This is a genomic window from Ancylobacter terrae, assembly GCF_045108345.1.
Taxonomy (GTDB): Bacteria; Pseudomonadota; Alphaproteobacteria; order Rhizobiales; family Xanthobacteraceae; genus Ancylobacter.
In genome coordinates this window covers 140,831-166,601 of sequence record NZ_JBJGXH010000005.1, presented here as the reverse complement: position 1 = coordinate 166,601, position 25,771 = coordinate 140,831, and the positions used below count along the sequence as shown (strand labels likewise).

Genomic DNA, 25,771 nt, shown 5'->3' with positions numbered 1-25,771 from the left:
ATATGCGGCAGACGGCGGTATCGCGCTGCAACAGCAACCGGGAAATGGGTGGGGTGATTCTGAACCCCGCGGAGGCCAACCGGGGCCGGATCCGACGTGTTCCGCTCGTGCGTCCTGTGCGCGGCGTCGCTGTCAGCCGGGGCGCTGCGGCAGGTAACGGAGATTACTCGATCGGCACGCGGACGGCGCGAGCGGTGGAGCGGATGCGGGGGCCGTCGCCGCCGACGAAAAAGGGCCGACGCGGTGACGTCGGCCCTTTCAGATCACGTAATCGACTGAATCAAAACCAGTTTCGGGCATGGCGCCGGGTCAGCGCTTGGTGTTCTGGGTCGATTCCTTGACCGCTTCGTCATGATACCAGCTGCCGCTGTAGTCGAACTTGGGCAGCCAGCGCGGGTCGATCTCGTCGCGGCGGGGCTCGGCGTCGCGCTGGCCATGAAGGCCGGCACGACCTCCCTTCGGGAAGGCGTATATCTTGGCGCCGAGGCCAGGACTGGAACGTTGCATTGTCTTGTCTCCAGATTTTGCAGCGCGATGCAGCGCCGCTCGGGAAAACCTTATAGCACATCTTGGCCAGATGTTGCGCAGAATGCCTGTTATGAAATCACCGAATGGCTAAAAAATCAGCACGCGCCAATCGTGCTTGCGCCTCCGGCAACGCGCCCGGGCCCGCACCGGTTCCGTGCCGCCGCGGCGTCAGGTTCCGCCCCGCCCGTATGCCCATGGCGCCACAGGGGTGGCGGGCGATGGCCGGTTAGTGCTGTGGAATCAACCCGCTCCGTCCGCGATCCGGGCCGCCGCGCTGATCGGTCCCCACCCGCGCGATCGTGCGCCCGGCGCGGTGGGCACCACCGCCGGCCGCAATTGGCACGGGAAATGCTTCGAATTTAGCAGCCGCTGGCTGGGCCACCCGGATCCGCCGGGGCGTGCCTCGTCATTCCACGAGAGACCCGACATGACAAAGTACAAGCTCGAGTACATCTGGCTCGACGGCTACAAGCCGACCCCGAACCTGCGCGGCAAGACCCAGATCAAGGAATTCGATCACTTCCCGACGCTGGACGATCTCCCGCTCTGGGGCTTCGACGGTTCCTCGACGCAGCAGGCCGAAGGCCACAGCTCGGACTGCATCCTGAAGCCCGTCGCGGTCTATCCGGACCCGGCCCGCAAGAACGGCGTGCTCGTCATGTCCGAAGTGCTGCTGCCCGACGGCACGCCGCACCCGACCAATGCCCGCGCCACCATCCTGGACGATGAGGGCGCCTGGTTCGGCTTCGAGCAGGAATACTTCTTTTACAAGGACGGCCGTCCGCTCGGCTTCCCCGAGCACGGCTACCCCGCCCCGCAGGGCCCGTACTACACCGGCGTCGGCTTCAAGAATGTCGGCGACGTCGCGCGCCAGATCGTCGAGGAGCATCTCGAGCTCTGCCTCGAGGCCGGCATCAACCACGAAGGCATCAACGCGGAAGTCGCGAAGGGCCAGTGGGAATTCCAGATCTTCGGCAAGGGCTCCAAGAAGGCCGCCGACGAGGTGTGGATCGCCCGCTACCTGCTGCTCCGTCTCACCGAGAAGTACGGCGTGGACATCGAGTTCCACTGCAAGCCGCTCGGCGACACCGACTGGAACGGCTCGGGCATGCACTGCAACTTCTCGACCGAGTATATGCGCACCATCGGCGGCAAGGAGTATTTCGAAGCCCTGATGGCCGCCTTCGGCAAGAACTGGAAGGAGCACATCGAGGTCTACGGCCCGGACAACGACAAGCGTCTGACCGGCAAGCACGAGACGGCGCCCTGGAACAAGTTCTCCTACGGCGTGGCCGATCGCGGCGCCTCGATCCGCGTGCCGCACTCCTTCGTGAAGAACGACTACAAGGGCTATCTCGAGGATCGCCGCCCGAACTCCCAGGGCGACCCCTATGCGATCGCCTCGCGCGTGCTGTCGACCATTGCCGAGGTTCCGACCAAGGTGTCGGCCGCGGCCTGATCGCCAGCTCCGGCGCCGCGCGCACCGGTCCGATCGAACCAACCGCGCCGGGGGCTCCCTCCCGGCGCGGTTTGCGTTTTCGGTGAATGCCGCCGCAGCGGGCGGAACGCGTGCCGATGCGGTGCGGTCGGGCGCCGTCTTCGGCCGCGGTGGCGTCCGGGACACTGCGTATAGCGCCGGGACGGGTGGCGCGCCCGCACTGTATTTTCGTCGTGAATATTTACCGATTCCGGGGAATGAAACTGTTTCCGGTGCATCTTCGTTGTCAGGACCGAGGGGAAATCCTAGCTTGCAGCGGGGCGATTTTTCCTCCCTCAACAAAAGGATAACTGGAGGCGCCGATGTCCGAACCCCCGCACAGCCGCCGAACCCCCTACAAGTCACCCTTCTGGGCCGGCAGTCTCTCCCGCATTGCGATCGCCGCCGTGTTCGGCTGGACGACGACCGTCTACCCGGTCCTCGCGCAGACGCCGCCCGTTCCCGCCGAGCCGCCCGCCTCCGCGCAGCCGACGCCGCCCGAGGCGCCGCCCCCGGCGGCGGCCGCCCAGCCCGAGGTGCCCGCGCCGGCGGCCACGCCCGCGCCGCCGCCCGGCCTGCCGCAGGCGCCCAACGCCGCCGCTCCGGCGGCACCGGCCTATACGGTCGCGGACCTGCAATATCTGCTCGGTCCGATCGCGCTCTACCCGGATCCGCTGCTGGCGCTCATCCTGCCGGCGAGCATGTTCCCGCAGCAGGTGATCGACGCCGACGCCTGGCTCACCGCCAACGAAGCGGCGGCGACGCGCGGCGATTTCGCGGCCGCCGAGGCGAAGGGCTGGGATGCGTCGGTGCAGGCGCTGCTGCGCTTTCCCGACGTGATCGAGATGCTGGCCGAACATCCCGACTGGATGGAATCGCTGGGCATCGCCTTCGCCACCCAGCCGGGCGACGTCTCGACCGTGGTGCAGATGCTGCGCGCCCAGGCGGCCAGCAAGGGCAATCTCAAGAGCACGCCGCAGCAGAACGTCGTCACCCGCCAGGAAGGCGGCCAGCAGGTCATCTACATCCAGCCGGCCAATCCCGAGCGCATCTATGTGCCGACCTACGATTCCTCGGCGGTCTTCAACACCGCGGTGACCGGCGCCCTGCTGTTCGGCACGGGCGTGCTGGTGGGTTCGGCGTGGAACAATAACTGGGGCTGGAACAACCGGCGCTGGAACACGGTGTGGGTGCATCCCCCCGGCTGGCACCGCCCGCCGCACTGGAACCGTCCGCCCGGCTGGCGTCCGCCGCCGCCCGGTCGTCCCGGCCGTCCACCCGGGCAGTGGCGTCCCGACCGTCCCGGCAGTGCCTGGCCGGATCGCCCGGGCCGTCCCGACCGGCCGATCGTTCGGCCCGATGGTCCCGGCGTGCGTCCCGACCGGCCGGTCCGCCCGGAACGTCCCGGCGTCCGCCCGGAGCGGCCCGACCGTCCCGGTGCGCGTCCTGATCGTCCCGGCGCCCGCCCCGACCGTCCCGGTGCGCGTCCTGATCGTCCCGGCGCCCGTCCCGAGCGTCCGGGTGCGCGACCCGAACGTCCGGGTGCCCGTCCCGAGCGTCCGAACGCGCGACCGGGTGAGAATGCGCGTCCGCGTCCGCCGCAGAACGCCCGTCCGGGCCAGAATGCGCGCCCGCGCCCGCCGCAGAACGCCCGACCCGGCCAGAATGCGCGCCCGCGCCCGCCGCAGAACGCCCGTCCCGGCCAGAATGCGCGTCCGCGTCCGCCGCAGAACGCCCGGCCGCGGCCGCAGCAGCGCCCGTCCAATGCCCGGCCGGCCCCGCGCCGTCCGCCGCAGGGACCGGGACGCAACTGACGCCGGCATTCCAGGCCGTCCTCGAGGGGCCGGAGGCGACACCGTCTCCGGCCTCCTGCGGCACCGGCGCCACCGGTGCGGTGCGGCCACACGAATGACATATCGCCGGTTTCCTCTCCCCGGCGATGGCGTCACATCTTCTCACACGATCGATTCCGCCCGTCCTGGCGGCCCTCGCTCTGGCGGGGCTTGCGGCCATGCCCGCCGCCCAGGCGAAGACACGACCGCGCACGGGCACGAGCAAGACCAGCCGCGCCACCCGTGCCGCCACGCCCGCCGGCACCGCCGAGACGGCGCTCAGCGACAAGACGTTGATGTCGCTCGATCCGGCGGCGCGCATCGAGCAGCGCTGCAATGCCCGCGGCATGGGCGAGGTCGGCCGGCAGCGCAGCGACCTCCATCCCGACGAACTGGTCGCCTATGCGTTTGCCGACACGCAGGCCGGGCCGGACAGCCTGAAGGCGCCGGGCGCGGCGGTGCGCAGCGGCAATGTCTGGTACCACATGTCCTATTCCTGCCAGACCAGCGCCGAGGGTACCGACATCCGCGCCTTCAGCTTCAAGCTCGGCGACGCGATTCCCGAATCGGAGTGGGCGCAGCATTATCTGGTGCCGCCATAGGCCGTCGACGAGCGTCGACCGGTACCCGGCCCTTGTCGCGGCGGCGCGAATCGTGGCACCCATAAAGACGTCCCGAATCAACGGGTTGGTCCGTGTTCGACGGGAGCAGACGCCAGCTGCGCGCCAGCCGGCGTCGGATCGGCCGGCGTCTCCCGCTTTCAAAACCCTGTCTTCCGGAACCCCTGATGAAGTCCGATAGAACCGATCCGCGCAGCCGTGCCGAAGCGCTGTTCGCCGCCACCCAGAAGGCCCCGGCCGCCGCTCCCGCGACGGGGCTGACGCCGCAGCAGGCCGAGGAGCTGGCCCTGCGCGAGAAGACGTTGCGTCTCAAGGCCTTGCGCGAAGAGCGGGAAAAGGCGGCGGCCGATCTGCGCGGCGCCGTCCGGCACGCCGCCCGCCTCGCCCGGGCCAAGCGCTGAGCCGCCCGGCTCGCGGCCGGTCGACCCGCGCGAGCGCGACCGCTCCGCAACTTGCCCGATAGGCGGGCCCGCCAAACGCCGCTAGCGTCCCGCGGATGACACCCCCGCGCGATACCGGTGCCGATACCGTCTTTGCCGCCGCCCGCATGCCGGCGACGCTGCCGGGATTCGTGCTGCGCTTCGGCTTTGCCCATCAGGTCGCACTCTCGGTGCTGTCGGTGGCGGTGTTCCTTCTGGAGATGGTGCCGCTCGAGATCCAGCGGCGGATCGTCAACGACGCCTTCAAGGGCGGCGAATACCGTACCATCCTGGTGCTGGCGCTGATCTATGCCGGCGTCGCGTTCGGGCAGGGCCTGATCAAGCTCGCCATGAACATCTATCGCAACTGGCTCGGCGAGAAGGCCGTGCGCAGCCTGCGGCTCACCGTGGAGACGCTCGCCCGCCGGGCGCCGGCGGATGGCAGCGGGGCGCGGGCGGTCGGCATCGAGACCTCGCTGATGCTGGCCGAGGCCGAGCCGATCGGCGGCTTCGTCGGCTCCTTCCTGTCGGAGCCGCTGGTGCAGGGCGGCATCCTCGTCAGCATCTTCGGCTACATGGTCTATCTGCAGCCGGCCATGGCGCTGGTGGCGCTGCTCGTCTTCATCCCGCAGATCGTGTTCGTGCCGATCATGCAGGCGGCGATCAACCGGCGGGTCGCCAGCCGCATCGCCACGCTGCGCGAGGTGAGCGGGGGCATGGTGGCGGAGGTGGCCGACACCGAGGGCACGCCGGGCCGGCTGCAGCGGCGACGCATCGACACCGTCTTCGCGCTCGACATGGGCATCTTCAAGCTGAAGTTCTCGATGAACTTCCTGATGAACCTTCTCAACCACATCGCCGTCGCCGGTGTCCTCGCGGTGGGCGGCTGGTTCGTGGTGAACGGGCAGACCGAGGTCGGCACCGTGGTCGCCTTCCTCTCCGGCCTGTCGCGGGTGAACGATCCGTGGGGCGGGCTGGTCGACTGGTTCCGCGACCTCGCGGTGACGCTGACCAAATACCGGCTGGTGGCGAGCGCGGTACGGGACATCGATGCCGAGTTGCGCACGCAGGCGGGTCGGGCGTTCAGCCCGCCGGGTTCGGTGCCGGCGCCGTCGCCGTCGCGATGAACAGGGCGCGGGCTTCCTGGGCCCGTGCGGCGATGAAGCGCTCCACCTCGCGGATCCGCCGCAATTCGTGCACATCCGCGTGGGTCACCAGCCAGTAGGTACGGCGGAAGGCGAGATCGGGCAGCAGCGGCACCAGTTCGGGATGCGCCCGCGCCGCGTAGTCGTGCAGGATGCCGACACCGCCGCCCGCCCGCACCGCCTCCATCTGGCCGACCACGCTGGCGCAGGCGAGCCGGCGGGCCTCGATGTCGCGGAACGCCTCGAAATAATCGAGCGCCGGGCTGTAGAGCAGGTCCGGCACATAGGTGACGAGCGTGCGCCCGGCGAGATCGGCAAGGCTCGCGATCGGGCCGGTGCGCGCGAGATAGGCGCGCGCGGCGTAGACGCCGAGCGTGTAGTCGGTGAGCTTGCGCGCGACGAGCCGCCCCTCCTCCGGGCGCTGCAGCGTGACGGCGATGTCGACCTCGCGCCGGGGCAGCGAGAAGCTGCGCGGCAGCGGCACCAGCTGGAGTTCGAGGCGCGGATGGGTTTCCGCCAGCGCGCCGAGGCGGGGGGCGAGGAAATAGCTGCCGAACCCGTCGGGCGCGCCGATCCGCACCGGACCGGAGACGGCGAGATCGAAATCGCCGAGCGCGGACTGCGCCTTCAGCGTCTCGGTCTCGATGCGCTCGGCATGGACGAGCAGCCGCTCGCCCGCCGGGGTCAACTCGCAGCCCGAGGTGCGCCGCTCGACCAGCCGCGCGCCGAGGCGCGTCTCCAGCGCGCCGAGCCGGCGCCCGACCGTGGCGTGATCGAGGCCGAGCTGGCGCGCCGCCGCCAGCATCTGGCCGGCGCGGGCGACGGCGAGGAAGACGCGCAGGTGATCCCAATCCATGCTCTGCCCATTTCCGCACAATGGATGCGGAATCATATGCGTTGAAGTGCCAAGCATCGGCAAGCATCAAGGGCCATGCCTCTCTGCGCGCGCCGCGCGGACGGCATCTGTCGCAACAAGGGAGACGGGCATGGCGATCGTCGGGCATTTCATCAACGGCAAGACGGTCACGCCCGCCGGCGGTCGGCTGGCACCGGTGTTCGATCCCTCGACCGGCGCGACCGCGACCGAGGTGGCACTGGCCAGCGCCGCGACGGTGGGCGAGGCGGTGGCCGCCGCGGCGAAGGCGCTGCCGGCCTGGGCCGAGACGCCGCCGCTGACCCGCGCCCGCATCATGTTCAAGTTCAAGGCGCTGCTCGACCGCGACATCGACGCGCTCGCGAGCGCCATCACCCGCGAGCACGGCAAGACCTTCGAGGACGCCAAGGGCGAGGTGACCCGCGGCATCGAGGTGGTGGAATTCGCCTGCGGCATCCCGCATCTGCTGCGCGGCGACTTCACCGAGCAGGTGGCGCGCGGCGTCGACGTGTTCTCGGCCCGCCATCCGGTCGGGGTGTGCGCCGGCATCACCCCGTTCAACTTCCCGGCGATGGTGCCGATGTGGATGTTCCCGGTGGCGATCGCCTGCGGCAACACCTTCGTGCTGAAGCCCTCCGAGAAGGATCCGACCCCCTCGCTGATGCTGGCCGAGCTGCTCGCCGAGGCCGGGCTGCCGGCCGGCGTGTTCAACGTCGTGCAGGGCGACAAGGAGGCGGTGGACACCCTGCTGACGCATCCCGACGTCGCCGCCGTGAGCTTCGTCGGCTCCACCGCCATCGGCGAGTATGTCTACCGCACCGCCTGCGCGCACGGGAAGCGGGCGCAGGCGCTGTGCGGGGCCAAGAACCACCTCGTGGTGATGCCCGACGCCGACCTCGACAAGACCGTCGACGCGCTGATGGGCGCGGGCTACGGCTCGGCCGGCGAGCGCTGCATGGCGGTGTCGGTCGCGGTGGCGGTCGGGGGCGTGGGCGACGCGCTGCTCGACAGGCTGGTGCCGAAGGTGCGGGCGCTCAAGGTCGGCCCCGGCATGGACCCGGACAGCGAGATGGGCCCGCTGGTGACGAAGGAGCACCTCGCCAAGGTGCGCGGCTATATCGACGACGGCGTCGCGGCCGGCGCCAAGCTCGTCGTCGACGGGCGCGGGCTGAAGCTGCAGGGCTATGAGAACGGCTATTTCCTCGGCGGCACGCTGTTCGACGACGTGACGCCGGACATGAAGATCTACAAGGAGGAGATCTTCGGGCCGGTGCTCTCGGTGGTCCGCGTCGACCGCTACGACGAGGCGCTCAAGCTGGTGAACGACCACGAATACGGCAACGGCGCCGCCATCTTCACCCGCGACGGCGATGCCGCCCGCGCCTTCGACCGCGACGCGAAGGCCGGCATGATCGGCATCAACGTGCCGATACCCGTGCCGGTGGCGTTCCACTCCTTCGGCGGCTGGAAGCGCTCGATCTTCGGCGATCGCAACGTCTACGGCATGGAAGGCGTCGGTTTCTACACCAAGATGAAGACCACCACCGCCCGCTGGCCCACCGGCATCCGCGAAGGCGCCCAGTTCGTCATGCCGACGACGGGGTGAGGGCTTTCGAAGGGTTCCTGTCTACCGACGGTTGCGGTAAGGATGGTGCAGTCACCCTCTGCAACCGTCGGAAGCCGATGAAACGTACGCTCGTCGTGTTATCGCTTGTCGCGGGATGCATGATGGGCGGCATCAACCCGATACTTGCCGCCTGGAAATGCGGCAGCGCCTCGTTTCGCAGTGAAGTGACGTCGCTCTCCGCTCAATTGCGGGAGCTCGGCTATTCTTCCGAGGAAGGGCGCTATCTTCTGGGTGTCGCGGCCCGGCGGGCCTCGTCCTGGGGGCTCGGGGATTTGAACGATGCTGGGCGTGCCTGCGGCACGGCTGGTGTCGGCGCCATGATGATTGGATGCACCAAGGCGACGCTGGCGAAGACGCTCCGATCCACGGCCGGTGATGCCGCTGAACAAGTTGCTGCTCCGATTAGCCTTGCCGGCATCGGTTGGGAGCGCAAGCGATACTCACGCCGGGAGCTGGCGTTTATCGGGACGTTTCAGGGCTGCTACGTGGCCGCGGGCGGGGTTTTTCTTCGCTGAAGGGTCTCGGGGCCCGTCCACATTGGTCCGCAAAATCGTTGCCCTTGAACAGGCGCTGCGCTGCGCCTTCGGCTCCGCTGGTCCGGGGCACGCACCGAAGACGTGACCGTCGTCACGCCGCCTCCACATCCGTCCCGGCAAACCTCCCGCCCGCCGACAGCACCGGCACGCGGTAGGCCTTGGCGCAGGCGTAGGTCAGGCACCCGGCGAGGCTGAGGCCTTTGGGGCGCTCGGGCGACCGGCCGTAAGAGGCAAAGGCCGCGACCGCGCGCTTCGTCACGGCGGCGTTGATCGGCACCAGCGCGATGCCGGCGGTGTCGAGCAGCGCCTGCACCGCCGCTTCCACCTTCACCGGGTCGATGTCGAGCCGCACCGACAGAAGGGCGGCGGCCTCCAGCACCGCCGGCCCGGAGGTGAAGCGCGCCGTCGCGCCGGCGATCCTTTCCGCCAGCGCGGTAGCCTCCGGCGCGCCGGCGAGCAGGGCGACGATGACCGAGGCGTCGATGAACATCAGCGGCGCGCCGGCACGAGAGCGGGAGCCATCTCAACGGCCCCACAGGGCGTCGATGTCGTCCGGGCCCGGTGCCCGCCGGTTCGGCCCGGCCTGCGTCGCGAGCAGCTGCGCGATCCGCGCGATGCGCTCGGCAAGCGGCTGCTTCTCGGCCTCGCGGCGCAGCTCGGCCTCCAGCGACTGGATGACGGCCTCGGTCATGGTGATCCTGCGCGCTTTCGCCAGCTTCGAGGCGAGCTTGCGGGCGCGGTCGTCCCGTATCTGAAGGGTCATCGCAGACAAATCCGGCATGGAGAGCGTATGGACGACCTACCATCGCGTCCATACGCTGTCATGTCACGCAGAGGCTAGCGCGACGTCGTTCGGACGATGCTTCACGCCACTGCGAAGATGGTCGCGCCCTCGTCCGCGGTGCCGACCGCCGCGCGGAAGGGGGCGAAGAGTTCGCGCCCGACGCCGCTGTGGAAATGCGACAGGTCGGCGCTCACCGCCTCGCGCGCGGCCCATTCGGCGGGGTCGACCTTCACCGTGATGGTGCCGGCCACCGCATCGACGCGCACGATATCGCCTTCGCGGATCCTGGCGATCGGCCCGCCATCGGCGGCCTCGGGTGTCACGTGGATGGCGGCGGGCACCTTGCCGGAGGCGCCGGAGAGGCGCCCGTCCGTCACCAGCGCCACCTTCTGCCCGCGATCCTGCAGCACGCCGAGCGGCGGCATCAGCTTGTGCAACTCGGGCATGCCGTTGGCCTTCGGCCCCTGGAAGCGCACCACGGCGACGAAATCGCCCTTCAGCGCGCCGGCCTTGAACGCCGCCTGCAATTCCTCCTGCGCGTGGAAGATGCGGGCGGGGCCCTCGATGATGTGGCGCTCGGGCGCGACGGCGGAGGTCTTGATCACCGCGCGGCCGATGTCGCCGGCGAGCAGCTTGAGCCCGCCGGTGGCCTGGAACGGCGCGTTCGCGCCGCGCAGCACCGCCTCGTCGCCGCTCGCGGTGGCGCCGTCGCGCCAGCCGAGCGCGCCGTCGGCGGTCAGCACCGGCTCGACCGTGTAGGCGTCGAGCCCGCCGCCCCACACCGTCTCGACGTCACGGTGCAGCAGACCCTCGCCGAGCAGCGAGCGGATGACGAAGCCCATGCCGCCGGCGGCGTGGAAATGGTTCACGTCGGCCTTGCCGTTCGGGTAGACGCGGCAGAGCAGGGGCACGACGTCGGCGAGGTCGGAGAAATCGTCCCAGGAGAGCTTGATGCCCGCCGCCGCCGCCATGGCGACGATGTGCAGCGTGTGGTTGGTCGAGCCGCCGGTGGCGTGCAGGCCGACCACGCCGTTGACGAAGGCCTTCTCGTCCAGCATCCGCCCGATCGGCACATAGTCGTTGCCCAGCGCCGTCATCGCCATGGCGCGCTCGGCGGCGGCGGTGGTCAGCGCGTCGCGCAGCGGCGTGTTGGGGTTGACGAAGGAGGCGCCGGGCAGATGCAGGCCCATGATCTCCATCATCATCTGGTTGGTGTTGGCGGTGCCGTAGAAGGTGCAGGTGCCCGGCCCGTGATAGGAGAGCGACTCCGCCTCCAGCAGCGCGTCGCGGCCGACCTTGCCCTCGGCGAAGAGCTGGCGGATCTTGGCCTTCTCGTCGTTCGGCAGCCCCGACGTCATCGGTCCCGCCGGGATGAACACCGCCGGCAGGTGGCCGAAGGCGAGCGCGCCGATGACGAGGCCGGGCACGATCTTGTCGCAGATGCCGAGGAACACGGCGGCGTCGAAGGTCTGGTGCGACAGCGCCACCGCGGTGGCGAGCGCGATCACCTCGCGCGAAAACAGCGAGAGCTCCATGCCCGCCTCGCCCTGGGTCACACCATCGCACATGGCCGGCACGCCGCCCGCCACCTGCGCGACGCCGCCGGCCGCGCGGGCCGCCGCGCGGATCAGGTCGGGATAGCGCTCATAGGGCTGGTGGGCCGAGAGCATGTCGTTATAGGCGGTGACGATGGCGAGGTTGGCGCCGGTGCCCGAGCGCAGCATCGCCTTGTCGCCCGGCGAGCAGGCGGCGAACCCGTGCGCCTGGTTGGCGCAGCCGAGGCCCTGACGGCGCGGCTCCTTGGCCGCCGCCGCGGCGATCTTGTCCAGATAGCGCGCCCGGCTGTCGCGCGAGCGCGCGGCGATGCGCTCGGTCACCTCACCGATACGGGCGTTCACGGACGAGGCGGGGCTTGCTTGGACGGCCATGCGGACCTCCTGGCTGAGGGGTGGCGGGCGCCGGAGACGAAAGCCTCACGGGCACCAGAAAATCGCGGGCGGGTTCGGGGCGCGCAGCACCGCGCGTACGGGCATCTCGGCGACCGGGCCCTCGCCGAGCGCGGCGTCGAGCACCGGACGCTTGGCGTCCCCTTCGATATGGAGGGCGAGGCGATCGGCCGCCAGCAGTACCGGCAGGGTGAGGGTGAGGCGCGGCTCGCCCGCGCCCGGCGCGCGCATCGGCATCAGGCCGACCATGCCGTCGGGGTCGAGCGCCTCATCGAGCCGGTCGCCGCCGGGGAAGAAGGAGGCGGTGTGCCCGTCCTCGCCCATGCCGAGCACGGCGCAGGCGAGGGGAAAGGTAAGAAGCTCCAGCGCCTCGTCGACGGCGAAGAGCCCCTCCTCCGGGGTCGGCGCGTCATTGGCGAGCGGCACGAAACGCGCGGCGGCGGCGCGCCCGGCCAGCAGGTGCGCGCGCACCAGCCGGGCGTTGGAGCGCTCCGAGGTCTCGCGCACCCAGCGCTCGTCGACGAGGGTGATGCCGACCCGCGCCCAGTCGAGGTCGCGCGCGGCCAGCGCCTCGAAGAAGCGCACCGGCGTGCGGCCGCCCGAGACGGCGAGGCTCGCCGAGCCCTGGCGGGCGATGCGGGCGGAAAGCGCCTCCGCGACGAAATCGGCCAGCGCCTCCGCCAGCGCGGCCCCGTCGGGGAAGGCGTGGAACGGCGGGCGCGCGCGGTCCGGTCCGCTCATGCGCCGTCCTCCGGCCACGGGCGCCACGTCATGCGCCGTCCTCGAGCCAGGTGCGGCCGTCGCGCTCGATCAGGGCGATGGCGGCGGAGGGGCCCCAGGTGCCGGCGGTGTAGGGCCGCGGCGGCTCCTTCACGTTGCGCCAGGCCTGCAGGATCGGATCGACCCAGCGCCAGGCCGCCTCGACCTCGTCGCGGCGCATGAACAGGGTCTGGTTGCCGCGCACCACGTCGAGGATCAGCCGCTCATAGGCGTCGGGGTTCCGCACCTTGAACGCCTCGGCGAAGCTCATGTCGAGCGGCACGTGGGAGAGACGGATGCCGCCCGGGCCGGGATCCTTGATCATCAGCCACAGCTTCACGCCCTCGTCGGGCTGCAGGCGGATGACCAGCCGGTTCGGGCTGATCGGCCCGACCGCCTCGCCGAATACCGAATGGGGCACCGGGCGGAAGCCGATGACGATCTCCGAGACGCGCGAGGCGAGGCGCTTGCCGGTGCGCAGGTAGAAGGGCACGCCGGCCCAGCGCCAGTTCTCGACCTCCGCCTTCACGGCGACGAAGGTCTCGGTCTGGCTGCGGTTGGAACCGAGCTCCTCGAGATAGCCGGGCACGGCCCCGCCCGAGGAGGCGCCGGCGCGGTACTGGCCGCGCACGGTGACCGCCGCCACATTGTGCTCGTCGACCGGCTTCAGCGCGCGCAGCACCTTGAGCTTCTCGTCGCGCACCGAATCGGCGTCGAGCGAGGAGGGCGGCTCCATGGCGACGAGGCAGAGCAGCTGCAGGATGTGGTTCTGCACCATGTCGCGCAGGGCGCCGGCGGTGTCGTAATAGCCGGCGCGCTCGGCGACGCCGAGGCTCTCGGCGACGGTGATCTGCACGTGGTCGATATGGGCGTTGTTCCAGAGCGGCTCGAACAGGGCGTTGGCGAAGCGCAGCGCCATCAGGTTCTGCACCGTTTCCTTTCCGAGATAGTGGTCGATCCGGTAGACGCGGTCCTCGGGGAAGATGCGGCCGATCTCGGCATTGAGCGCCAGCGCCGATTCGAGGTCCTTGCCGATCGGCTTCTCGATGACGACGCGCGCGTCGTTCTCGGCGAGGCCGTATTTGCCCAGCTTCTCGCAGATCGGGCCGAACAGCTGCGGCGCGGTGGCGAGGTAATAGACCCGGATGCGTTCCGGCTCGCGGGCGATGTGGTCGGCCAGATCCGGCCAGCCGCCCTCCCCTTCGGCATCGACGGTGACATAGCGCAGGCGGGCGAGGAAGCGTCCGACCTCCGGTCCCTCGAGCTCGGCCGCGGGGACGTGATCGGCCAGCGCCTGATGGGCGAAGCCGCGGAAGGCGTCGTCGTCCATCTCCCGCCGGGACGCCCCGATGATGGTGGCGGCATCGGGAAGCTGGCCGGCGAGATCGCGGTGGAACAGTGCCGGGATCAGCTTGCGCCGGGCGAGGTCGCCGGTGGCGCCGAACACGGTCAGGACGAAGGGTGCGACCGGGATCACGCGGCTGGTCATGCGGTAGGGTCTCCTGTGGGCGCGCTGTCCGGAAGCGCCTGCCGGTGTTCTAGCAGGAAGGGGTGGCTTGGGCACGGGGTCTCTCGGGTCTCCCGCCCGGCCAAGCAAGAACGATTCCGGGCCTTGCGGCTGCGGGCTCGAGGCGCTTTCGGACGAGCGGGCGCACCGACTTCGAAAATAATTTAATGCTGCATTGCACGAAATTCGCGCGCAACGGCATCTCCCCGCCGCGCCCGCGGGCGCATCCGCGGGCCGCCGCCCCCGTATCTTCCGTTACGGTAATCAAGGGCCTGCCGCCTGCGGCCGGCTGACGCATCGGCTATCGGCGGCGGAGCCCCCGGATGGCGATCCCGCCTGTCGTCGGGGAAAGGCACGGCCCGGCAAGGGTTTGCTGCATAACTCATAAGGTATCATCCATCAATTATTATGTATTCGATATTTGGTATTCCAGATGCCAAATTCATAATAATTGGGCATGTTTGCTTACCTTGCGGCGCACCATGCTACTTTAGAATTACCCCTTGGCAGCGCGATCGTCTTGGTACACCTTATTCTGCATAACAGCCGATGGGGCACGCCGAGGCGGCCCCGAGGCTCGGAAGGTCGCCCGGTACCGCCCGACGACCTGCCAAAAGCCGACGAGACAGATCGGCACGACGGCCAGAACCCTTGGGAAGGAAACGCCATATGAAACATTGCCTCCACGCTTTCGGAGTCGGCGCTGTCGCGGCGCTCGGCTTCACGTTCGCCGCCGCTCTCCCGGCCTCGGCGGCCTGGCAGCCGACCAAGCCGGTCGAGTTCGTCGTGCCGGCGGGTACCGGCGGCGGCGCCGACCAGATGGCCCGCACGCTGCAGGGCATCATCGCCAAGCACAACCTGATGCCGACCCAGCTCATCGTCATCAACAAGTCGGGCGGCGCCGGCGGCGAAGGCTTCCTCGACGTCAAGAATTCGAAGGGCAACCCGCACAAGATCGTCATCTCGCTCTCGAACCTGTTCACCACCCCGCTCGCCACCGGCATTCCCTTCAACTGGAAGGACCTGACCCCGGTCGGGATGCTGGCGCTCGACGAGTTCATCCTGTGGGTGAATTCCGAGAAGCCCTACAAGACCGCGCAGGACTACGAGGCGGCGATCAAGGCGGCGCCGGACGGCACCTTCAAGATGGGCGGCACCGGCTCCAAGCAGGAAGACCAGATCATCACGGTCGCGCTCGAGAAGGCGATCGGCAAGAAGCTGACCTACATCCCGTACAAGGGCGGCGGCGAGGTCGCGGTGCAGCTGGTCGGCGGTCACGTCGATTCCACCGTGAACAACCCGATCGAGGCGGTGTCCCAGTGGCGCGGCGACAAGGTCCGCCCGCTCTGCGTCTTCGACGACGAGAAGATGCCCTACAACGACAAGATCGTGAACAACATGTCCTGGTCGGACGTGCCCACCTGCAAGTCGGCCGGCATCGACCTCGAATATCTGATGCTGCGCGGCATCTTCATGCCCCCGGGCGTCACCGACGAGCAGGTCGCCTACTATGTCGACCTCTTCAAGAAGGTGCGCGAGACCCCTGAGTGGCAGCAGCTCATGAAGGACGGCGCGTTCAACCAGACCAACATGTCGGGCCCCGAATTCGTGACCTGGCTGACCGAAGCCGAGAAGAACCACAAGACGCTGATGCAGGAAGCCGGCTTCATCGCCGCGGGCAACTGATCCGCCGCATCCGGACCTGACTGCGGGCGGCGCGTTCCGCCCGCTGCCTTCGCCGGTCCCGCGCCCCTCGTCGGCGCGGGGTTCGCGGCGCGGGGCACCGCCGGCCCTCGCGCCCGCAGCCCCCTCATTCGAACGAGCCTCAAAACGTAAGCGTGAACGGCCTGCCTCCCGGCGGGACGGGTCGGTTTTGCGCGGCCTTGCGGAGATGTAACATGGCAGACGCTCACCACGCGGGCGCCGAATCCGGCCCCTCCCAACGCGGCGTCGAGATCGGCACCGCCATCGCCACCCTGCTATTCGGCGCCATCGTCGTCTATGGCAGCGCCCAGGTCGGCTACGGCTGGTCGTCCGACGGCCCGGCGGCGGGATTCTTCCCCTTCTATGTCGGCCTGATCATCATCGGCTGCAGCCTGATCAACCTCTACAACGGCACCCGCGAGGATCCGAGCCGCCTGTTCGCGGAATGGGGCCAGATGGGGCAGGTGCTGAAGGTGCTGGTGCCGACCACGGTCTACTGCCTCCTGGTCGAGCCGCTCGGCATCTACATCACCTCCTTCGCGCTGATCGCCGTGTTCATGAAGTGGCTCGGCAAGTATGGCTGGCCGCTCACCCTCGCCATCGCCGCCGGCGTGCCGGCTGCCTTCTACGTCGTCTTCGAGAAGTGGTTCCTCATTCCGCTTCCGAAGGGTCCGGTCGAAGCCCTGCTCGGGCTGTGACGTCACCATAAGTCCGGGACAGGACGCGGCCAGCGTCCGAGGGGGAATCGCCCATGATCGACAATTTCATCAATCTCTGGCACGGCTTCTACATAGCCGGCGACCCGTTCAACATCCTGCTGATGGTCGTGGGCATCCTGCTCGGCGTCATCATCGGCGTGCTGCCGGGCCTCGGCGGCGCCAACGGCGTCGCGATCCTGCTGCCGCTCACCTTCTCCATGTCGCCGACCTCGGCGATCATCCTGCTGTCGTGCATCTACTGGGGCGCGCTGTTCGGCGGCGCCATCACCTCGGTGCTGTTCAACATCCCGGGCGAACCCTGGTCGGTGGCCACCACCTTTGACGGCCATCCGATGGCCCGTCAGGGCAAGGCCGGCGAGGCGCTCACGGCGGCGTTCACCTCCTCCTTCGTCGGCGCCTTCGTCGCGATCATCATGATCACGCTGATCGCCCCGCTGGTCGCCGCCTTCGCGCTGCGCTTCGGCCCGGCCGAGAAGTTCGCGGTGTACTTCCTCGCCTTCGCGTCCTTCGTCGGCATGAGCAAGGAGCCGCCGGCCAAGACCATCGTGTCGATGATGATCGGCTTCGCGCTCGCCTGCGTCGGCCTCGACATGGTCACCGGCCAGCTGCGCCTGACCTTCGGCATCGGCGAACTGCTCAACGGCTTCGACTTCCTCATCGCGGTCATCGGCCTGTTCGGCATCGGCGAAATCCTGCTGACCATGGAAGAGGGGCTCGAGTTCCGCGGCAAGGCGGCCAAGATCGATCCCAAGATCGTGCTGAAGACCTGGGCCAGCCTGCCGAAGTACTGGGCGACCTCGCTGCGCTCCTGCGTCATCGGCTGCTGGATGGGCATCACCCCGGCGGGCGCCACCCCGGCCTCGTTCATGGCCTACGGCATCGCCAAGCGCGTGTCGAAGAACGGCAAGAACTTCGGCAATGGCGAGATCGAGGGCGTCATCGCTCCCGAGACCGCCGCGCACGCCGCCGGCACCTCCGCCCTGCTGCCGATGCTGGCGCTGGGCGTGCCCGGCTCGCCGACCGCCGCGGTTCTGCTCGGCGGCCTGCTGATCTGGGGCCTGCAGCCCGGCCCGATGCTCTTCGTCGAGCAGAAGGAGTTCGTGTGGGGCCTCATCGCCTCCATGTATCTCGGCAACATCGTCGGCCTGATCGTGGTGCTCACCACCGTGCCGATGTTCGCCGCGATCCTGCGCATCCCCTTCTCGATCATCGCCCCGGTGATCCTGGTGATCTGCGCGATCGGTGCCTACACGGTGAACAACAACGTCTTCGACGTGGTGATGATGCTGGTGTTCGGCATCCTCGGCTACGTGCTCAAGAAGACCAACTACCCGCTGGCGCCGCTGGTGCTCGCCATCGTGCTCGGCCGCAGCGCCGAGGAAGCCTTCCGGCAGTCGCTGCTGGGTTCGGGCGGCTCGATCTCGGTGTTCTGGTCCAACGCGCTGGTCTCGACGATCATGGGCCTGGGTCTCATCGCCGGCTTCTGGACGCTGATCTCCTCGATCATCGCCAAGTTCCGCGGCGGCGCCCACCAGCCGGCGTGATCGCAGCGATCGCCATCAACCGCCCGCCGCGCCGCAATGGTGCGGCGGGCACTGCGCTCCGAAGGGAACGAAGGGTCCCGGGAGCGATGCCCGGACCCGGGCGAGACGTCCCGGGCCGGAGAGGAAACGCCAATGCCGACGACTGACCGCCGCGCTTCCGCCGACCGGCCCGCGCGCCGCACCGACGAGGGGGTTCGCCATGAGCTTTGAACCCGGTCCCGGCGTAAGGCGGGGGCCCCCGGTCGCCGCCCGCCTCTCGGTGGCGCCGCTCGAGGATACCTCGACCTTCAAGAACCGCGCCTACGCCGCCCTCAAGGAAGTCATCGTCTCGCTCAATATCTACGACCAGGCGCACGAGGTCCGGCTCGACGAGCGCCAGCTCGCCCAGTCGCTCGGCGTCAGCCGCACGCCGGTGCGCGAGGCGATGGCCCAGCTCGAGCGCGAGGGCTTCGTCCATTCCGTGCCGCGGCGGGGCATCTATGTGGTGCGCAAGACCCGGCGCGAGGTGATCGAGATGATCCAGGTCTGGGCGGCGCTGGAGAGCCTGTCCGCCCGGCTGATCACCCAGCGGGCCGAGGATGCCGAGATCGCCTCGCTGCGCTCCATGTTCGCCACCTTCGAGGACGGTACGCCGCACGCCAAGCTCGACGAATATTCCGAGGTGAACATCCAGTTCCACCAGTCCATCATCGCCATGGGCGGCAACCAGATCCTGATCGGGCTGGCGGAGAACCTGTTCACCCACATGCGGATGATCCGGCGCAAGACGATCGGCGAGGACGACCGCGCCGACCGCTCCATCCAGGATCATCTCGCCATCATCCAGGCGCTCGAGGCGCGGGATGCCGAGCGGGTCGAGGTTCTGGTGCGCAACCATGCGCTGGGCCTCGCCGATCACATCGCCAAGCACGCCAACTATCTCGACTGAGGGCCGCGCGGCCATTGGCGCATCGGCGCAACGGTGCGCCCAAAAAAGCCGGCGGGGCCTTGCGCGCGCAGCCTGTTTCGTCTCCGATCCGGTAGGTAGATTTCCAGACAGGATCGGACTTCATGCTGCGCGCCCTGACCGACTTCATCGCCGAGATCGCCGGCGGGCAGCGCGACGCGGCATTCGCCGAGAACGACTACCGCCTCGCGGCGGCGGCGCTGCTGGTGCATGTCGTCACCATCGACGGCGTGCTCGGCGAGGCCGAGAGCGAGCACCTGCGCCGCATCCTCGCCTTCCGCTTCGACCTCACCGCCGACGAGGCGGACGAGCTGGTGGCGACCGCGGTCACCCGGGATGCGGAGGCGGTCGACCTCTATGCCTTCACCAGCGTGCTCAACCGGGCGCTGGACGAGGAAGGCCGCAAGCGCATCGTCGAGATGATGTTCGAGGTGGGCTATGCCGATGGCGGGCTCACCGAGTTCGAGGACAATCTGGTCTGGCGGGCGGCGGAACTGCTCAACATCTCCTCCCGCGACCGGGTGCAGATCCGCAAGGATGTGCGCGACGCGCAGGAGCGCGAATCCTGACGCGTCGGGCCGCCGCGCGGCCGCACTTGTAACCACGCACCATCCGTGTAGTTTGAATGGTGCGTTGCGGTAAGTCGTGATTCCCTGCCGAGCGGGCCGGAGATGGCGTCGTCTGTTTTGATCGTGCTCCATCAGGAGCGTTCCTCGCCGGGGCGGATCGGTCACCATCTGGTGCGGCGCGGCTTCCATCTCGACATCAGGCGGCCCTGCCTCGGCGATCCCCTGCCCGCGAGCCTGCGCGACCATGCCGGGGCCATCATCTTCGGCGGCCCGCAGAGCGCCAATGACGATCATGACTATGTGCGGGCGGAGATCGACTGGATCGGCGTGCCGCTGGCGGAGGGCAAGCCCTATCTCGGCATCTGCCTCGGGGCGCAGATGCTCGCCCGTCATCTCGGCGCCCGGGTCGAGCGGCACCCGGAGGGCCTGGTCGAGATCGGCTACTACCCGCTGTGGCCGACCGATGCGGGCGCGCGGCTGTTCGGCGCCGGCGGCGGTCCCGAGGAACTCTGGCCCGACCACGTCTATCACTGGCACAAGGAAGGCTTCGAGCTGCCTTCCGGCGCGGACCTGCTGGCCGAAGGCGAGGCCTTCCCGAACCAGGCCTTCAGCTTTGGCGGGCGGGCCTTCGGCATCCAGTTCCATCCCGAAGTGACGCATCACATGATGTGCCGCTGGACGGTGCGCGGGGCGGAGCGCTTCGCGTTGCCGGGCGCCCGGCCGGGGCAGGATCATTTCCACGACCGGCTGCGCCACGACCCCAAGGTGCGGCGCTGGCTCGATGTCTTCATCGACCACTGGCTGGCGCCGGCCGCGCCGCCGGTGCTGGCCTAGACCCGGCGATCCACGGCATTTTCATTGAATTGACGGCGCTGCGGTGGCGGTTCGTCAACACCGTTTCGCAACCTCAATGAAACCGATTGCGCCTAGCGTTGCCGGCGTGGCGCGGGCTGGTCCGCCGCCGCGACGGGACGGGTGCGATGCAGGTGCGGGCGCAGGCGATCAGGGCGGAGGCGGCGGTGGCGACGGCCGCGTCGACGGGCAGTCCGCTGTTCGACACCGCGGCGATCATCCAGGCGCTCGCCACCAACGCCATCGAACCCTACTACCAGCCGACCATCGACCTTGCGAGCGGTCGCATCGACGGCTTCGAGGCGCTGGCGCGCTGGCACCATCCCGAGCGCGGCCTGGTCGAGCCGCGCGCCTTCGCCGCCGCCTTCGAATCCCCCGACCTCGCCATCCTGATCGGCCGGCACATGCTCGGCCGGGCGGGGCGCGATTTCCTCGCCTGGAGCCGGGCGGGGCTCGCCATCGCCCGCATCGCCGTCAATGTCGCCGACAGCGAGCTGCGGCAGGGCGATTATGCCGCCTCGCTGCAGGCGCAGGCCCGCAGCACCGGCCTGCCGCTCGACCGGCTGACTTTGGAGCTGACCGGCAACGTCAATCTCACCGGCGCCGCCGACCAGCTCGGCGCGCAGCTGCGCAGCCTGCACAAGCTCGGCGTCACCATCGCGCTCGATGATTTCGGCGCCGGGCTCGCCTCGCTGCGGCACCTGACCCGGCTGCCGATCGACCGCATCAAGATCGACCGCAGCTTCGTCGCCCGCATCGAGGAGGACCCGGACGAGGCGGCGATCGTCGCCGCGCTGATCGGGCTCGCCCGCCGGCTCGGCATCCGCACGGTGGCGGCCGGCGTCGAGACGCCGGCGCAGCTCGCCTTCCTGCGCGCGGAAGGCTGCGACCTCGCCCAGGGCTACATGCTGGGCCGGCCGATGCCGGCGGCGGCGGTGCCGCATTTCATGGCCGGCGTCGGCGGCTGAGCCCCCGTCTCAGGGGCGCGCGGGGATGTCGAGCCCGCGCTGCACGGCGGGGCGGGCGAGGCCGCGCTCCAGCCAGGCGGGCACGTGCTTCAGCGTGTCGAAGGCGACGAGATCGCGCGCGCCGTAGAAGCCTATCAGGTTCCGCACCCAGCCCAGATGCGCGATGTCGGCGATGGTGTACTCCTCGCCCATGATCCAGTCGCGCCCCGCCAGCCGCGCGTCGAGCACGCCGAGCAGGCGCTGCGATTCGGCGCGGTAGCGCTCCAGCGGGCGCTTGTCCTCGATCTCGCGGCCGGCGAATTTGTGGAAGAAGCCGAGCTGGCCGAAGATCGGGCCGACATTGCCCATCTGGAACATCACCCACTGCACGGTCTCCCAACGCCGCGCGGGGTCGGCCGGGATCAGCTTTCCGGTCTTCTCGGCGAGGTAGAGCAGGATCGCGCCCGATTCGAACAGGGCGAGCGGCCGGCCGCCCGGCCCGTCCGGGTCGAGAATGGCGGGGATCTTGCCGTTCGGGTTCAGCGACAGGAATTCCGGCGTCCAGCTCTCGTTGGCGCCGATGTTCACGGCATGCGCCTCATAGGGCAGGCCCAGTTCCTCGAGCGCGATCGAGACCTTCACCCCGTTGGGCGTCGGGAAGGAATAGAGCTGCAGCCGGTCGGGATGGGTGGCGGGCCAGCGGGCGGTGATGGGGAAGGCGGTGAGGTCGGCCATGCGCGGACTCCGGAAGGACGGGAACAACCGCCCCTAGATGGGGACGGGCGGGCGCGAGGGAACGCCGGCGGCCCGGTTTTTCCGCCGCGCTCTAGCCCGGCCCGCGGTGGCGTTCGGCGAAATAGGCCTGGGCGTGGTCGGCGAACCGGCGCAGCAGCGGGCCGTGATGGGCGCCCTCGCGCGCGGCGAGCACGAGGCGCAGCGGCCGCACGTCGTCGCGGATCGGCAGCGTCTTCACCCGACGCCCGTCATAGCTCACCGGCGAGGGCGGGCGCATCACCAGCAGCGTGAAGCCGAAGCCCGCCGCCACGGCGCTGCGCACCGTCTCCAGCGAGGTGGAGACATAGGCGATGCGCGGGCGCATGCCGAGCTCGGCGAGCAGGCCCTCGAAATAGGCGCGGCTGCCCGGGCCGTCGAGCATGACATAGGGTTCGCCCGCGAGATCGGCGAGATCGAGGGCGCGGCGGCCGGCGAGCGGGTGGTCGGCGGCGAGAACCACCATCGGGCGCAGCGCGGCGAGTTCGACGAAGGAAAGGCCCTCGGGATCGCCGCCGCGGTCATAGGTCAAGGCGAGGTCGATCCGCCCCTCGCGCAGGCCGTCGGCGAGATCGGCCAGCGACATCTCCTGCTGCTGCACGCTGACGCCGGGCGCGAGCTGCTCGAAGCCGCGGATGAGGCCGGGGGCATAGAAGGGCGACAGTGTCCAGAACACGCCGAGCCGGATCTCGCCCGCCGCCTCCGCCGCCAGCGCCGCCGCCTCGCGCTCCACCTGCTGCGCCTGCTGCTCCAGCCCGCTGGCGTGTCGGAGGAAGATGCGACCCTGCAGGGTCAGCGTGAGGCCGCGGGCGTGGTGCCGCTCGAAAAGGGTCAGCCCGGTCACGTCCTCCAGCTTGTCGAGGGCCTGGGCGATGGAGGGCTGGGAGATGTTCAGCGCGCGCGCGGCCGGCGCGATGCCGCCCTGCTCGGCGACGGCGCGGAAATAGGTGAGCTGGCGCAGCGTGTAGCGAACCATACTTTGCCTAGTTCAAAGCTCGGATATTCGAGTTTTCACTTATTTTAGGATTGATACAACCTGTCCATCACGCGGGCCCCTCGCCGCCCTTCCGGGCCGGCCGCCGCGTCCCGCGCCCTTGCAGACAGGATCACCGCCATGACCGTCGCACAGCCCCTTCCCGTCGCACCGCCCGAGGCCGAGCTTCTCGCCGCCGCCGGCCGCCCCTTCCCGGATGCGCGGGCGATGCCGCCGAGCGTCTATACCAGCCCGGATTTCCTCGCCCGGGAGCTGGAGGGCATCTTCGCGCGCGAATGGATCTGCGTCGGGCGCACCAGCACCCTGCCCAATCCCGGCGACTACCTGACCTATGATCTGGCGGGGCAGCCGGTGATCGTGCTGCGCGACCGCGAAGGCCAGCTGCGGGCCTTCTCCAATGTCTGCCTGCACCGCATGTCGACGCTGCTGGAAGGCTGCGGCAACCGGCGCACCATCGTGTGCCCCTACCACGCCTGGACCTACGGCCTCGACGGCAAGCTGCGCGGGGCGCCGTTCATGACCGAGACCACCGGCTTCTGCAAGGACGACTACGCGCTGCCGGCCATACGCTGCGAGGAGTGGCTCGGCTGGGTCTACATCACCCTCGACAATGAGCGCCCGAGCGTGCGCGAGGGGCTGCGCGAGCTGGAGGGCATGATCGCGCCCTACCAGATGGAGAACTATGTCGAGTGCTTCCGCGAGACCCATGTCTGGGACACCAACTGGAAGGTGCTCGCCGAGAACTTCATGGAGAGCTACCACCTGCCGGTGTGCCATGCCGACACGGTCGGGGGGCACTCGAAGCTCGAGGAGATGGATTGCCCGCCGGGCCTGCCGACCTTCAACTACCACTGGATCACCAAGGAAGCCTCGCTGGCGATCGGCAACGCGCACCCCTCCAATACCCGCCTCGAAGGCCATTGGCGGCGGACCACGGCGCTGCTCTCGATCTATCCGAGCCACCTCATCACGCTGACGCCCGGTTATTTCTGGTACCTCTCGCTGCACCCCAAGGGCACCGACCAGGTCTCGCTGCAGTTCGGTGGCGGGCTGTCGCCGGAATTCATGGCCGATCCCCGCGCGGACGAATATGTCGCGACCCTCAAGGGCCTGCTCGACGAGGTGAACGAGGAGGACCGCGGCTGCACCGAGAAGGTGTTCCGCGGCATGAAGGCCGCCCGCGCCCGCGCCGGCCACCTCTCCTATCTGGAGCGCCCGATCTACGACTTCATGGGCTACATCGCCGAGCGCACCGCCGGCTTCGAACGTTCCTTCGCCCTGGCGGCGGAGTGAGGCGATGCCGAACCCCGCCGATATCGCCGCCATGAACGAGACGTTGCGGGCGGTGGCCGCGCTGCCCGAGCATGCGGCTCAATGCCTGCCCGGCCGGTTCTACACCGATCCCGACTATTTCCGGTTCGAGGTCGAGACCTTCCTGTCGAAGGAGTGGCACTGCCTCGGCCGGGCCGACGAGATCCCGAAGCCGGGCGATTATTTCGTCACCCGGCTGTTCGACGAGCCGCTTCTCGTCGTGCGGGGCGATGACGGCGCGGTGCGCGTGCTGTCCAATCTGTGCCGCCATCGCGGCATGCCGCTCGCCGAGAATTCCGGCTCGACGCGGCGCTTCGTCTGCTCGTACCACGCCTGGAGCTACGGCCGCGCGGGCGAGCTGATCAACGCGCCGCGCATGCGCGACAAGGGCGTCACGGAAGAGAATTGCAGCCTCCCCGTCTTCCGCAGCGAGATCTGGAACGGCTTCATCTACGCCAATCTCGACGCCGACGCGGCCCCGCTCGCCCCCCGGCTCGGCCAGCTCGGCCAGTTGCTCGCCAATTACGAGACGGCGGGCATGCGGATCGTGCGCACCTTCGAGGAGGAGTGGCAGACCAACTGGAAGTGCCTCGTCGAGAACTTCATGGAGGCCTATCACCTCTCGGTGGTGCACCCCGAGACGCTGCACCCCTACACCCCGACCGGCCTCAGCCGGAAATCGATGTCCGACGACGCCTTCACCTCCTACTGCGCCAATTATCCCGATACCGCGGCCTCGCGCGGCATGGGCGCGCCGGGGCTGAGCGAGGAGGAGCGCCGGCGCTCCACGCTGTTCTGCCTGTTCCCGACCCAGATCGCCAGCCAGGCGGCGACGCTGCTGGTGTCGCTGTCGATCCAGCCGCTGGCGGTCGACCGCATCCGGGTGCGCTGGACCCTGTCGACCCATGGCGACGAGCTGACCCAGGACGAGCTGGAGACCCGCATCGCGCTCTGGCACGAGGTCAATCGCGAGGACCGCGAGAAGCTGGAGAAGATGCAGCGCGCGCTCGCCTCGCGCTTCGCGCCCTCCGGCCCCCTCGCCCCGCGCGACTATGAGGGCACGATCTGGGACTTCTACCGCTATCTCGGGCGGCAGCTCCCGGTGGACGCCCCGCAGCGCGAGCGCCCGCCGCTTAGAGCACGCGCCGATCAGCTTGCGTAGCAAGCCGATCGGATCACGCGTTCTCTATCAATATGTTAGAGGGCGATCTGCCGATCAGATTGATTCAATCTGATCGGATCGCGCTCTAGCCTCGCCAGCGGCTGACGACCGCGGCGGATTCCCCGTCGATCCACCCGTCCTCCTCCATCTCACGCGTCGGCCGACGCTGGCGCGGATGCGCCGTCGCGTCCCGCGCCC

25 protein-coding genes are annotated in these 25,771 nt (G+C 69.2%); 16 read left to right on the top strand and 9 right to left on the bottom strand.

Annotated elements, in window-relative coordinates; genetic code table 11:
* Window positions 1–309: 309 nt before the first annotated feature.
* A complete protein-coding gene (locus tag ACEUEL_RS21275; RefSeq protein WP_405709986.1) occupies window positions 310–507 on the bottom strand; it encodes a DUF2735 domain-containing protein in 198 nt (65 codons plus the stop codon).
* A 448-nt stretch (window positions 508–955) separates the two neighbouring features.
* Here ACEUEL_RS21275 and ACEUEL_RS21270 point away from each other — a divergent pair, with 448 nt between their 5' ends.
* The 5 genes from ACEUEL_RS21270 (at window position 956) to ACEUEL_RS21250 (ending at window position 6,003) form a co-directional block, all read left to right on the top strand.
* Window positions 956–1,987 carry a glutamine synthetase beta-grasp domain-containing protein gene (locus ACEUEL_RS21270; protein ID WP_405709983.1) on the top strand — a complete coding sequence of 344 codons (1,032 nt, stop codon included), beginning with the start codon at window positions 956–958 and terminating at the stop codon, window positions 1,985–1,987.
* 341 nt (window positions 1,988–2,328) lie between these two features.
* Entirely contained in the window at window positions 2,329–3,819 is a 1,491-nt protein-coding gene (locus ACEUEL_RS21265; protein ID WP_405709980.1) for a DUF3300 domain-containing protein, read from the top strand.
* A gap of 197 nt (window positions 3,820–4,016) precedes the next feature.
* Window positions 4,017–4,439 carry a DUF930 domain-containing protein gene (locus tag ACEUEL_RS21260; RefSeq protein ID WP_405709977.1) on the top strand — a complete coding sequence of 141 codons (423 nt, stop codon included), beginning with the start codon at window positions 4,017–4,019 and terminating at the stop codon, window positions 4,437–4,439.
* Window positions 4,440–4,624: 185 nt separating this feature from the next.
* Complete coding sequence (locus ACEUEL_RS21255; protein ID WP_405709975.1) at window positions 4,625–4,858, top strand: hypothetical protein; 234 nt, start codon at window positions 4,625–4,627, stop codon at window positions 4,856–4,858.
* 95 nt (window positions 4,859–4,953) lie between these two features.
* Entirely contained in the window at window positions 4,954–6,003 is a 1,050-nt protein-coding gene (locus ACEUEL_RS21250; RefSeq protein WP_405709972.1) for an ABC transporter transmembrane domain-containing protein, read from the top strand.
* Here the strand turns inward: ACEUEL_RS21250 and ACEUEL_RS21245 are convergent.
* Window positions 5,960–6,877, bottom strand: a complete 918-nt coding sequence (locus tag ACEUEL_RS21245) for a LysR family transcriptional regulator (RefSeq protein ID WP_405709969.1) — start codon at window positions 6,875–6,877, stop codon at window positions 5,960–5,962. The two genes, ACEUEL_RS21250 and ACEUEL_RS21245, sit on opposite strands and share 44 nt — an antisense overlap.
* Window positions 6,878–7,007: 130 nt before the next feature.
* Here ACEUEL_RS21245 and ACEUEL_RS21240 point away from each other — a divergent pair, with 130 nt between their 5' ends.
* The gene (locus ACEUEL_RS21240; protein ID WP_405709966.1) at window positions 7,008–8,501 is read left to right on the top strand and encodes a CoA-acylating methylmalonate-semialdehyde dehydrogenase; all 1,494 of its coding nucleotides are present in this window, start codon (window positions 7,008–7,010) and stop codon (window positions 8,499–8,501) included.
* Between the two features lie 77 nt (window positions 8,502–8,578).
* Window positions 8,579–9,037 carry a hypothetical protein gene (locus ACEUEL_RS21235; protein ID WP_405709963.1) on the top strand — a complete coding sequence of 153 codons (459 nt, stop codon included), beginning with the start codon at window positions 8,579–8,581 and terminating at the stop codon, window positions 9,035–9,037.
* A gap of 112 nt (window positions 9,038–9,149) precedes the next feature.
* On the opposite strand, the gene ACEUEL_RS21230 is transcribed toward ACEUEL_RS21235, so the two are convergent.
* From ACEUEL_RS21230 to zwf, 5 genes are all read right to left on the bottom strand, one after another.
* Window positions 9,150–9,548: a PIN domain-containing protein gene (locus ACEUEL_RS21230; protein ID WP_405709960.1), complete on the bottom strand. Its 399-nt coding sequence runs from the start codon at window positions 9,546–9,548 to the stop codon at window positions 9,150–9,152.
* Between the two features lie 33 nt (window positions 9,549–9,581).
* On the bottom strand, window positions 9,582–9,821 hold the full coding sequence (locus tag ACEUEL_RS21225; protein WP_405709957.1) for a type II toxin-antitoxin system VapB family antitoxin: 240 nt from the start codon (window positions 9,819–9,821) through the stop codon (window positions 9,582–9,584).
* A gap of 101 nt (window positions 9,822–9,922) precedes the next feature.
* Window positions 9,923–11,770 (bottom strand): phosphogluconate dehydratase, encoded by a 1,848-nt coding sequence (gene edd, locus ACEUEL_RS21220; protein WP_405709955.1) that lies wholly within the window; start codon window positions 11,768–11,770, stop codon window positions 9,923–9,925.
* Window positions 11,771–11,815: 45 nt separating this feature from the next.
* On the bottom strand, window positions 11,816–12,529 hold the full coding sequence (gene pgl, locus ACEUEL_RS21215; protein ID WP_405709952.1) for a 6-phosphogluconolactonase: 714 nt from the start codon (window positions 12,527–12,529) through the stop codon (window positions 11,816–11,818).
* Window positions 12,530–12,557: 28 nt separating this feature from the next.
* Window positions 12,558–14,036, bottom strand: a complete 1,479-nt coding sequence (gene zwf / locus ACEUEL_RS21210; RefSeq protein WP_405709949.1) for a glucose-6-phosphate dehydrogenase — start codon at window positions 14,034–14,036, stop codon at window positions 12,558–12,560.
* A gap of 687 nt (window positions 14,037–14,723) precedes the next feature.
* Here zwf and ACEUEL_RS21205 point away from each other — a divergent pair.
* The 7 genes from ACEUEL_RS21205 to ACEUEL_RS21175 all read left to right on the top strand — a co-directional run bounded on the left by ACEUEL_RS21205 (window position 14,724) and on the right by ACEUEL_RS21175 (window position 21,356).
* On the top strand, window positions 14,724–15,740 hold the full coding sequence (locus ACEUEL_RS21205; protein WP_405709947.1) for a Bug family tripartite tricarboxylate transporter substrate binding protein: 1,017 nt from the start codon (window positions 14,724–14,726) through the stop codon (window positions 15,738–15,740).
* A gap of 212 nt (window positions 15,741–15,952) precedes the next feature.
* Window positions 15,953–16,456 carry a tripartite tricarboxylate transporter TctB family protein gene (locus tag ACEUEL_RS21200; protein ID WP_405709945.1) on the top strand — a complete coding sequence of 168 codons (504 nt, stop codon included), beginning with the start codon at window positions 15,953–15,955 and terminating at the stop codon, window positions 16,454–16,456.
* Window positions 16,457–16,509: 53 nt separating this feature from the next.
* Entirely contained in the window at window positions 16,510–18,021 is a 1,512-nt protein-coding gene (locus ACEUEL_RS21195) for a tripartite tricarboxylate transporter permease (protein ID WP_405709942.1), read from the top strand.
* A 199-nt stretch (window positions 18,022–18,220) separates the two neighbouring features.
* Window positions 18,221–18,949 (top strand): GntR family transcriptional regulator, encoded by a 729-nt coding sequence (locus ACEUEL_RS21190; protein WP_405709939.1) that lies wholly within the window; start codon window positions 18,221–18,223, stop codon window positions 18,947–18,949.
* 122 nt (window positions 18,950–19,071) lie between these two features.
* Window positions 19,072–19,536 (top strand): tellurite resistance TerB family protein, encoded by a 465-nt coding sequence (locus ACEUEL_RS21185; RefSeq protein ID WP_405709936.1) that lies wholly within the window; start codon window positions 19,072–19,074, stop codon window positions 19,534–19,536.
* Window positions 19,537–19,638: 102 nt separating this feature from the next.
* A complete protein-coding gene (locus ACEUEL_RS21180) occupies window positions 19,639–20,370 on the top strand; it encodes a glutamine amidotransferase (RefSeq protein WP_405709933.1) in 732 nt (243 codons plus the stop codon).
* Window positions 20,371–20,456: 86 nt separating this feature from the next.
* Window positions 20,457–21,356, top strand: coding sequence for an EAL domain-containing protein (locus ACEUEL_RS21175; protein ID WP_405709930.1), 900 nt, complete (start codon window positions 20,457–20,459; stop codon window positions 21,354–21,356).
* Between the two features lie 9 nt (window positions 21,357–21,365).
* On the opposite strand, the gene ACEUEL_RS21170 is transcribed toward ACEUEL_RS21175, so the two are convergent.
* Window positions 21,366–22,070, bottom strand: a complete 705-nt coding sequence (locus ACEUEL_RS21170; protein ID WP_405709927.1) for a glutathione S-transferase N-terminal domain-containing protein — start codon at window positions 22,068–22,070, stop codon at window positions 21,366–21,368.
* Between the two features lie 91 nt (window positions 22,071–22,161).
* Complete coding sequence (locus ACEUEL_RS21165) at window positions 22,162–23,082, bottom strand: LysR family transcriptional regulator (RefSeq protein ID WP_405709924.1); 921 nt, start codon at window positions 23,080–23,082, stop codon at window positions 22,162–22,164.
* Window positions 23,083–23,220: 138 nt separating this feature from the next.
* On the opposite strand from ACEUEL_RS21165, the gene ACEUEL_RS21160 reads away from it, so the two are divergent.
* Entirely contained in the window at window positions 23,221–24,393 is a 1,173-nt protein-coding gene (locus ACEUEL_RS21160; RefSeq protein ID WP_405709922.1) for an aromatic ring-hydroxylating oxygenase subunit alpha, read from the top strand.
* A 4-nt stretch (window positions 24,394–24,397) separates the two neighbouring features.
* Window positions 24,398–25,573 (top strand): aromatic ring-hydroxylating oxygenase subunit alpha, encoded by a 1,176-nt coding sequence (locus tag ACEUEL_RS21155; RefSeq protein ID WP_405709919.1) that lies wholly within the window; start codon window positions 24,398–24,400, stop codon window positions 25,571–25,573.
* The last annotated feature ends 198 nt before the right edge of the window (window positions 25,574–25,771 follow it).

What these genes read in the sequence shown, in the direction of transcription:
- ACEUEL_RS21275 (WP_405709986.1), bottom strand. Translation starts at nt 507, where the DNA reads ATGCAACGTTCCAGTCCTGGCCTCGGCGCCAAGATATACGCCTTCCCG.
- ACEUEL_RS21270 (WP_405709983.1), top strand. Translation starts at nt 956, where the DNA reads ATGACAAAGTACAAGCTCGAGTACATCTGGCTCGACGGCTACAAGCCG.
- ACEUEL_RS21265 (WP_405709980.1), top strand. Translation starts at nt 2,329, where the DNA reads ATGTCCGAACCCCCGCACAGCCGCCGAACCCCCTACAAGTCACCCTTC.
- ACEUEL_RS21260 (WP_405709977.1), top strand. Translation starts at nt 4,017, where the DNA reads ATGCCCGCCGCCCAGGCGAAGACACGACCGCGCACGGGCACGAGCAAG.
- ACEUEL_RS21255 (WP_405709975.1), top strand. Translation starts at nt 4,625, where the DNA reads ATGAAGTCCGATAGAACCGATCCGCGCAGCCGTGCCGAAGCGCTGTTC.
- ACEUEL_RS21250 (WP_405709972.1), top strand. Translation starts at nt 4,954, where the DNA reads ATGACACCCCCGCGCGATACCGGTGCCGATACCGTCTTTGCCGCCGCC.
- ACEUEL_RS21245 (WP_405709969.1), bottom strand. Translation starts at nt 6,877, where the DNA reads ATGGATTGGGATCACCTGCGCGTCTTCCTCGCCGTCGCCCGCGCCGGC.
- ACEUEL_RS21240 (WP_405709966.1), top strand. Translation starts at nt 7,008, where the DNA reads ATGGCGATCGTCGGGCATTTCATCAACGGCAAGACGGTCACGCCCGCC.
- ACEUEL_RS21235 (WP_405709963.1), top strand. Translation starts at nt 8,579, where the DNA reads ATGAAACGTACGCTCGTCGTGTTATCGCTTGTCGCGGGATGCATGATG.
- ACEUEL_RS21230 (WP_405709960.1), bottom strand. Translation starts at nt 9,548, where the DNA reads ATGTTCATCGACGCCTCGGTCATCGTCGCCCTGCTCGCCGGCGCGCCG.
- ACEUEL_RS21225 (WP_405709957.1), bottom strand. Translation starts at nt 9,821, where the DNA reads ATGACCCTTCAGATACGGGACGACCGCGCCCGCAAGCTCGCCTCGAAG.
- edd (WP_405709955.1), bottom strand. Translation starts at nt 11,770, where the DNA reads ATGGCCGTCCAAGCAAGCCCCGCCTCGTCCGTGAACGCCCGTATCGGT.
- pgl (WP_405709952.1), bottom strand. Translation starts at nt 12,529, where the DNA reads ATGAGCGGACCGGACCGCGCGCGCCCGCCGTTCCACGCCTTCCCCGAC.
- zwf (WP_405709949.1), bottom strand. Translation starts at nt 14,036, where the DNA reads ATGACCAGCCGCGTGATCCCGGTCGCACCCTTCGTCCTGACCGTGTTC.
- ACEUEL_RS21205 (WP_405709947.1), top strand. Translation starts at nt 14,724, where the DNA reads ATGAAACATTGCCTCCACGCTTTCGGAGTCGGCGCTGTCGCGGCGCTC.
- ACEUEL_RS21200 (WP_405709945.1), top strand. Translation starts at nt 15,953, where the DNA reads ATGGCAGACGCTCACCACGCGGGCGCCGAATCCGGCCCCTCCCAACGC.
- ACEUEL_RS21195 (WP_405709942.1), top strand. Translation starts at nt 16,510, where the DNA reads ATGATCGACAATTTCATCAATCTCTGGCACGGCTTCTACATAGCCGGC.
- ACEUEL_RS21190 (WP_405709939.1), top strand. Translation starts at nt 18,221, where the DNA reads ATGAGCTTTGAACCCGGTCCCGGCGTAAGGCGGGGGCCCCCGGTCGCC.
- ACEUEL_RS21185 (WP_405709936.1), top strand. Translation starts at nt 19,072, where the DNA reads ATGCTGCGCGCCCTGACCGACTTCATCGCCGAGATCGCCGGCGGGCAG.
- ACEUEL_RS21180 (WP_405709933.1), top strand. Translation starts at nt 19,639, where the DNA reads ATGGCGTCGTCTGTTTTGATCGTGCTCCATCAGGAGCGTTCCTCGCCG.
- ACEUEL_RS21170 (WP_405709927.1), bottom strand. Translation starts at nt 22,070, where the DNA reads ATGGCCGACCTCACCGCCTTCCCCATCACCGCCCGCTGGCCCGCCACC.
- ACEUEL_RS21165 (WP_405709924.1), bottom strand. Translation starts at nt 23,082, where the DNA reads ATGGTTCGCTACACGCTGCGCCAGCTCACCTATTTCCGCGCCGTCGCC.
- ACEUEL_RS21160 (WP_405709922.1), top strand. Translation starts at nt 23,221, where the DNA reads ATGACCGTCGCACAGCCCCTTCCCGTCGCACCGCCCGAGGCCGAGCTT.
- ACEUEL_RS21155 (WP_405709919.1), top strand. Translation starts at nt 24,398, where the DNA reads ATGCCGAACCCCGCCGATATCGCCGCCATGAACGAGACGTTGCGGGCG.